This window comes from Chryseobacterium sp. C39-AII1 (genome assembly GCF_039672645.1).
In the GTDB taxonomy this organism is placed as follows: Bacteria; Bacteroidota; Bacteroidia; order Flavobacteriales; family Weeksellaceae; genus Chryseobacterium.
Window position 1 is genome coordinate 1 of sequence record NZ_JBDFPQ010000011.1, and the last position, 8179, is coordinate 8179.

At 34.6% G+C, this 8179-nt stretch carries 6 protein-coding genes; all 6 read right to left on the minus strand.

What is annotated here, in order from left to right:
* Positions 1–217 precede the first annotated feature (217 nt).
* Positions 218–1243: a hypothetical protein gene (locus ABEG63_RS15600; RefSeq protein ID WP_346586069.1), complete on the minus strand. Its 1026-nt coding sequence runs from the start codon at positions 1241–1243 to the stop codon at positions 218–220.
* Entirely contained in the window at positions 1236–2963 is a 1728-nt protein-coding gene (locus ABEG63_RS15605; RefSeq protein WP_346586071.1) for an APC family permease, read from the minus strand. Before ABEG63_RS15605 ends, ABEG63_RS15600 begins: the two co-directional genes overlap by 8 nt.
* On the minus strand, positions 2947–5343 hold the full coding sequence (locus ABEG63_RS15610; protein WP_346586073.1) for a hypothetical protein: 2397 nt from the start codon (positions 5341–5343) through the stop codon (positions 2947–2949). Before ABEG63_RS15610 ends, ABEG63_RS15605 begins: the two co-directional genes overlap by 17 nt.
* Positions 5334–6077, minus strand: a complete 744-nt coding sequence (locus ABEG63_RS15615) for a hypothetical protein (protein ID WP_346586074.1) — start codon at positions 6075–6077, stop codon at positions 5334–5336. Before ABEG63_RS15615 ends, ABEG63_RS15610 begins: the two co-directional genes overlap by 10 nt.
* Positions 6050–7183, minus strand: coding sequence for an AAA family ATPase (locus ABEG63_RS15620; protein WP_346586075.1), 1134 nt, complete (start codon positions 7181–7183; stop codon positions 6050–6052). Before ABEG63_RS15620 ends, ABEG63_RS15615 begins: the two co-directional genes overlap by 28 nt.
* 107 nt (positions 7184–7290) lie before the next feature.
* On the minus strand, positions 7291–7929 hold the full coding sequence (locus ABEG63_RS15625) for a hypothetical protein (RefSeq protein WP_346586077.1): 639 nt from the start codon (positions 7927–7929) through the stop codon (positions 7291–7293).
* Positions 7930–8179 lie beyond the last annotated feature (250 nt).

Here is an 8179-nt window from a genome sequence, read left to right on the forward strand (position 1 = left end):
AAAAATAAAATGCTGGTACTGAATAATGTGAGAAATAAAATTGTTCACAGAGTTTTTGCCGTAATAAATCAACAAAAACCCTATGAAAAAAATTATATAAATAGCTTGGTTTTGTCATAGAAATCAGCATGACAATGCTAAAAATTAACCGCTAATAAAAACAGTTAGTATTAGAGAGGTCATGCTGGGCGAAGTCGAAGCATTTATAGATAAAATTTTAATGTCCAAAAATTTTACTCCGATTCATTTTATATCTTGAAATATCCTTTAAAATTACCTCATCATCAGGATTAAAATATTTTAATTCATTCACTATTTCAGAATGGGTTTTAATTTTTTCAGCAATAATTTCGTAAGCAATATTTCTTACGCTCGGCTGAAGCTGAACATCTTTTTTAAATTCATGCTTCATTGCATCCAGATAAATCGATTTTTTCTTGGAAGGCGTCTTTTTATACACTTCACGAATCGCAGAATCCAGATTTTTAACATCGAAGATATTCGCAAAATAGTTATTCAAACAATTAAAAGCATCTTTATTTTCTTCCCAACCCTGAAGTAGAATTTTTTGAGCTGCTTCCGGTTTTTCCATTTTTTTACGATAAATTAAAGAAGCTTTTACCATTTGGTTATATTTCACATAATCATCAACCACCATTTGATAATAATTGTTGGCATTTTCCACTTCGTTAATTTCCTTATACAGATCTCCCACTTTTTCTTTTTGCCCCAATTCTTTATATAATTCAATCGACTTTTTATACTGTTTTGCTTTTTCGTAACAATGGGCTGCTTCAGATTTATTATTTAATTTTTTGAGGTAAATTACTGCTGCTTCGTTATACAATTCGCCGTCTGCCAATGTTTTTGCACCGCGATAATTATCTTTCAAAAGATTGATATACACTTTTGCCGCATTTCTGTAATCTTTCTCGGAAATGTATTTTTGCGCACGTTCTTCGTATATATTATGAAGCCTGTTGAAAACTGAGGATTCTACATACGAGCTATTTCCCGCCATCGATCTGCCACCTTTTCCAGCATTGGCATTGTTTATTTCTTTGTCAGATTGAAAAATAACCACAATAAGCACAACAATAGCCACTACTACAAAAATTAAAAAAGTAGCAAACACATCCCAAAAGCTCTTATGGAAAAGCTCGGCCAGAATTCCGAATATTTTAATGAATATCAGGATAAAAAGTGCCGCGATAAATTTATCTGTAAATCTTTGTTTATTCATTTTTATCAGATTTTAAGATGGTTTTATCTTTACTGAACAGTCGATATAATACGACGATCACACACACGATAAGCAACCAGACAAACCAGTTGTAGCCAAACATATTAATGAGCGGATAAAAAATATAAAGCAACATTCCCAAAAGGATAATCATGAGTAATACTTTCACTCCTGCCGGAATATTTTCGCCGCCGATATCAAAATAATTTCTCTTTACCAGATAATTATAAAGTCCTACCGCTCCTATCATAAAGATGATCAGCCAGACGATTTCCATAAATGAGGTATTATTCTTCGGTGTTGCATTTTGCAGCTCTTCAAAATTATTTTTACCATCATGAATAACAGGAAGTTCGGGTTCTTCTTTTGTTCCGTAATACTTTCCTAGAGAATCGATCATCAGAATTTGTTTTTTATTCCAAATGCTTTTCACCAAACCTTTATCGGCAGGTTTTCCGGTTGATTGTTTCAGAGAATCAGCAATTTTTTTCTTAAAACCTGTTGATTTTTCTTCCACCTGCTGAAAAATTTTCTGATTATAAATCTGCTTCAGAGAATCTTTCGACCTTTTCATTTTATTTTTTGTGATCGCAATATCATTTTCTACAGTTTCCAGATTTCGTCCGCCATTCTGAAGATGGTGCTGAGTTACCAAATCATCATTATATGTGTAAATTTGTCTCGTTTTGTTGAGTTCTCTTGAAAGCTGAGTCCTTTTTTCGCGATAAATAGAATCAATTTTCATATCTATTTCCGTAACTCCCGATTCGAACATCAGCGGATCTGATTGTTTTGAAATTACCGGAAGGTTACTCGTCTGAACATTTTCACTTTTTTCAGGTGTAGAGTTCATTTTATCCCATCGTATCGCAAATCTTATGATTGAAAATATAATAATGATCACCCAAAATATCCAGAAATAGCTTTTTTTACGAGGACGTTCAGTATCGGAAAAATTTTCAGCTGAATTATTGTTTCCGCCAAACATATTTCCAAATAATCTACCGAACATTCCCTCGCCAAATTTAAATTTGCTGAAACCATCACCGCGTGAAGTTCCCATGACATCCAACGGTACACCCAAATCCACGATTCTATCCGGATGCTGCTCGATATATTTTAAATATTTTTCAATTTCCTTTTGATTTCCTGCTAATACTTTTTTCAGATCGAATGGTAAATCTTTCATCCATTCCTCATCGGTTTTAGGTTTAGATAAAGCTTCCAACACCTTATCATCATCCATCTCCACGGTATAACTCTTAATTTCAGAAGGAATTTTAACTCCGTTTGAAGGTTTTCGAACTTTCGAAGAATCCAGCAAAGGAGATTGAATGACTTCCAGCCAATCAATTTGCTCTGACAATTTCACCAAACCAAAATCAGGATGCATAATCAGATATTCTGAACCTGAACTTTTCCACTCTTCCGGCAAAATCTGCGGATAAAAAATAGTATTTTCAGGAATAAACAATCGATCATCAACCGACTGAAAATAAGCATTTTTTCCAATTTCATTAGGAGCAAAACCATTGAAAATCAAAAAACATCCGTATAAACTATTCGGTTCATCAGACGGAATCGCAAAAGATTTCACCTCATTCAGATCAATTCCTAACAATTCCATTTCCTGAAGCCATACCAAAGGTGAAGAACCTTTTATCAAAAGTCCTTTCTTTGGATAACTATTTTTCGGAAAAGGTTTAATTCTTAGTTCCATAATCCAAAATATGTTTAATGAAATTCTTCATATAATCCGTATACATTTCGTCCATTTCTTTAATCTTCAACTGCGTATTTTTAGGCAGGTAATATTCTGACCCACCAAAATCTTTTCCGGTTGCCAACGCGAGATAACCGTATTGAGTGGAAGGTATATAAAAAGTAGGAATATGCTTGTTACTGCTTTTAAAAGTGAGCATTCCACGTGTATCAGTAATGATTTCACTGCCGTCTCCAAAAGTATATTTATTCTTATTCTGGCTTGCGATGACATCCAAATCCATACGATTTTTATTAAAATTATATACATTATCAAACCTACGTGATAAAGCCAATTTGGAAACCACCAATTCTTGTACTGCATTAATTCCTATGATTCCGAAATTGCTCAAAATATTTTCTCCACCATTATGAAGCCTCGCCAGCTCTGCCGTGTTTCGGATAAATCGTCTGCTTATTTCTTCATTATTTTCTACCTGTTCTATAGAAATTTTACCCTCAATATTGATTTTGAAAATCATCGGAAAACCATCTTCATGCAGATAAAAATTTCGGTTAAAGTAAATAAGATTAAAATTCAACGGAATATTTTGTCCCGTTACATTCAGATCAGAATATTCTCCGGTAATCACATTCAGTTTTGAAAGCAATTTTTTATCCGGCTGATATTGGCAAATGATATAATTTCCCTGTTTATCCTTAGCCAACGCAAACTGCCCCTTTGCTTTTATTGAAATATTTTCAACCAAAACCTCTGAGCCCCGATGAATTCTAAAACTTTCATAAATATTCTTATTATAATAATTGTCTGACAAATATGTTCTCAACAACTGCTTTTTACTACTTAAAATATAAAATTCTCCTTCATATAAAAAAGTAGTAATTCTGCTTTTTGGTGTTGGAAATAAAACCGGATAATTCAACGGAACCGGAGTTTTAGATCCGCTTTTCTGAGCATTATTATTTTGAACCGTCTTTTTCTTTGGAGGATTTGCCCATAATTCCTGCAAAGGCAAGATAATTTTCTGAATATGTTTTCTGGCTCCGTTGTGATGTTTATAAAAATTCAGTTCACCATTTGCCGAAGTGGTTACAATAAATTTCAATCGATCTCTATTCTCGTGAATCACCTTCTGAAGATTGGGATTGGCTAAATTTTCCTCATTCGTAACAAAGAAAACTTCCAGATCTTTTTCAGAATGCTTTTTACTGAAAAACTCGTCCAATGCAGGTGAAACATCCAATAAACCACTCACCTGATTCAGATTTTCAACCACTGCTTCCACTTTATCCAAAGACATCGGCGTGATATTTTTACCCAAGGCAAAAACTTTACATTCCGTGTGTGCTTTCGGATGTTTGATGATCGCAATCGTGGAAGCAAAAGACAAAACCTTCGGCGTTCCCCAATTTTTCAGGGAAGTATCGATTAAAATAATTCTTTCAAAAATATTTTCTTCAGGCGGAATTTCCCTTTGAATATACAATGCCTCATTATTGGCAATTCTACTCATGAAAACCTCATCTTCATTAGCAAATTCAGACAAAAGCATTTTGTGAAGTTCACCTTTATTCGTCATATCAGAAACACCACCAATGGGCTGTTCGCCAGGCGAAAGATGCTTCATCGGAATTTTTAAACCGCTCCAGATTCTTTTAATCAAACTTCCAACCTGAAATGTTTTTGGCTCTTCGATCAATTCCTGAATGAAATCATTACCGGCACTTTCTACAGTGGCTTCATCTTCGGCAATTTCATCTTCCAATTCAAGATCATCAATTTTTCCCTGTAATGCATCAATAATGGACTGTGTTGTCGGAAATATTTGGTTTAATCGTTCAAAAATCCGTAGATCATTATAAACAAAGTTGGGAGTTGCATACTTTTTAACTGCGCTTTCGCCAATTTTATGCGGTCTTTTTCGGTATCTTCCTAAAATTAATTCAGAATTTCCGGACGACAATCGAAGATAAACGCTTCCAAATAAGGTTTGTAAAAGCGTGATTCTATTTTGACCTTTTTTATAGACTTTATCTAAACTTTTTACGCGCTCTAGAAAATCAACCGTTATATTCACAATTCCTTTTACAGCATCTCCATCGCCGTAAAAATTCTTTGTCGGAGCCAATGCATCATTAAAATTGATATACCCATCCTGAGTGGCATACAAAGTTAAAAGCAGAGAACCAAAACTCGGAAAACCTACTTTTAACATTTTCAAAACTTCGATCACATACGCTCTATACGCAATCGGTCCTATATTCGGGATCGAAATAAGATTGTTTTCGTGATAGCCGGATTCATCGGGAACGTCTTCATCGGTCGTCCATTCCCAGAAATAATTTTCATACGATTGGAAATATTGATTTATATCCATTCCTTCGATTTTTCGGTGAGGCGAAATGAGCTTACAGACAACTTTCGAAAATCATTTTTATCGATTGAAAGATAACTTCCGTCTTCGTTCCATAAAAGCCATTTACCTTGTTCTTCATTATATTTTTTTTGCAGTAAAGTGCTCAGATTTTTAAACTCAAAATCAAAACCTGTCGGCAATAAATGATCGTTTTTTAGCCAAAATGTTTTCCCCGGAAAGCTCAGCAACGGATTTCCCATAAATAAAGCTTTATCATTAATAACAATCCAGTTGATTTTTTCCAGTTTGAATTTTGGCATTGCAATGAGCATTTCTTTGACATCTTTCATAGAACATAACAAAGCGGTTGCCGGCTGCTCTTCTTCACTCGGTTTTAGCTGAACTTCAATTTTTCCATCGATTCCAAAAAAATTCTGATTGGAAGGAGGAAAAGTGAGCTGCAAAGCTTTATGAATCGACATCCAAAGCAAACCTGTTCGTATTTTTTTACTCGGAACCAAAGCTTCTATTCTGAATAAAAGTCCGTCTCGTAATTCGTAAAGTAAAAAATTAGGCAACTGCTGAAGCTCCGAAGAAACTGTCTGTTCTTCGGTAAAACCTCTGAGCCAAATGATCTCATCATCCGTTGCGATCTGAACATTTTTCCAATCTCGGATCGAGCCTAGAAAATCTTCAGACGAACGCGGAAATTCTGCCCAATATTCTTTTATGCGCTTTGGAGAATCTTCTGCCATAGACTTTCAATTTCTTTTTGAATAAATTGTCTTTGTTCAGGATTTTTGATCCAGTCGCAACGCGTTTGAAGATATCTCAATTTATCTTTGATGACATTCTGCTCTTCAAAACTTAATGCGCCGCTTTCCCATTTTTCAATCAAAATTTTAACATCTTTCATCACTTCTTCAGGATTCGGCGTTTTGTTTTGCAATGCCTGAGGATGAGACTGAGGATTTTCATCTTTTTCAATCGTCCTGTTGATGATACCTTCCAGAATTTCAATCTGTTCTTCGGTGTCCCAAATATGTTTCAGTACCCATAAATCCGATAAAATGGCTTCATTTCTTCCGCAAATCAAAGCACTTGCTGCAATCAAATTCTGCAACTTTACCGCTCTACGGTCGGAAATGGCAATTCCTGTATTTCTAAGACTGATAATCGTATTTAAATACACCTCATAAATAGGCTTCAAATCTATGCTTCTGCACAAACCCTGAAGTTCTTTGATCTCATGAGCCAAAATTTCCGGAGTTTCCGTTTCCACAAAATTTTCCAGTTTTCTTCCGGCTAAAAGTACTTGTTGAAGAAGATCGGGATGTACATAATCGACATTAATTCTGATCAGAAAACGATCGAACAAAGCATTCAACGCTTCGTCTTCGGGAAGAACATTACTTGCTCCAACAAACATTAAGGCAGGAAGATGCTTAGTTTCTTTTCCTCTTTTGAAAATTTTTTCGTTCAAAGCCATCAAAAGTGAATTCAAAATCGCCGAATTGGCATTGAAGATCTCATCCAGAAAAACCATGGAAGCTTCCGGCATCATTCCTTCGGTATTCGTCAATAGTTCACCTTCCTTTAATTTTCTGATATCAAAAGGACCGAAAATTTCGTTGGGTTCGGTAAAACGTGTCAAAAGATATTCGAAGTTTTTGCCATCTTTTACAGTATTGGCCAATGTTCTCACAATAGCAGATTTTGCCGTTCCCGGAGGACCATACAAAAAGGCATTTTCTCTTGCCAAAAGGCAGATTCCCAATAGATCTACTACATCATTTTTTCCAACAAAAGTATCTTTCACATAGGACAGTACTTTGTTTAATTTTTCTATATTCTGAGTCATTAATTTTTTATTTTATCTTTTAAACGCAAAGAGCGCTAAGTTTCTTTTTAATAAATAAATGTTTTTAAGTTCACAAAGGCGTTTCACTTAACAAAGACAACAAAGATTTAATCCTTTACAATTTTTAATTCTCTCCAGAAAATATCTTTATACATTCCAAATTCGGCGATCAATAACTGATTAATATAAGGAATTTCGGCAAGCTGATATGCTTTTTTTTCTACAATTCTTTCGAGATATAATTTTCGGTAGGTTTTATCTTTCAGTTCTTCTTCCCAATTTATTTTTTCCAGATTTAAATCATGTCCAATTCCTGAATAATGAAATTGCAATAGAATATCTTCCAGCATTTTTACTAAAGCATCTTCAGGATCTGCATTTTGAAGGACGATAATGATTTGTGGTAAAAACCTCAGTGAAAGATCGGCCGACAGCATGGATGAAACATCTCTTTTTCCTTTAAATTTCGGAATCAGTTTTTCTAAATCTTTTCCGGTTCCTTTTCTGATAAGATGCAATTGTGCACTGTGATACAGAACTTTTGCAGCCCAAACAGCCGCCTCTTTATCACAACTGATTTGATCTGATAAAAACTCAAGACGTTCTTTTTGGAATTCAGATTCAAAATAATCTACAGCATCGTGCTCTTCTTTTTTTGAGATTTTCTGAATGTCCGTAAAAATAGTGATGCATTCGTCTTTCCGAAGCATAAATAAAGTGTCTAAAAATGGGGATTTGGTTTCCATGATATAACAAAAATAGAATTATTTATCCGACAATAAAATTTTTAAATGAAGGATTGATGATGAAATAATAAAAAGATGGAAGTTAGAAAGTTTGGTGATGGAAGTTTTTATTTTTTGTAGATTCATTTTGAATGATAAAAGGTGAATGTTATTACTGATTTTTAATTGGTAAACAACTTCCCTAGCCGTGATTGGAGCATTTGTTTGAGCTCATTTCTTTGTTTCGGGGGGGGGGGGGGGGGGGGGGGGG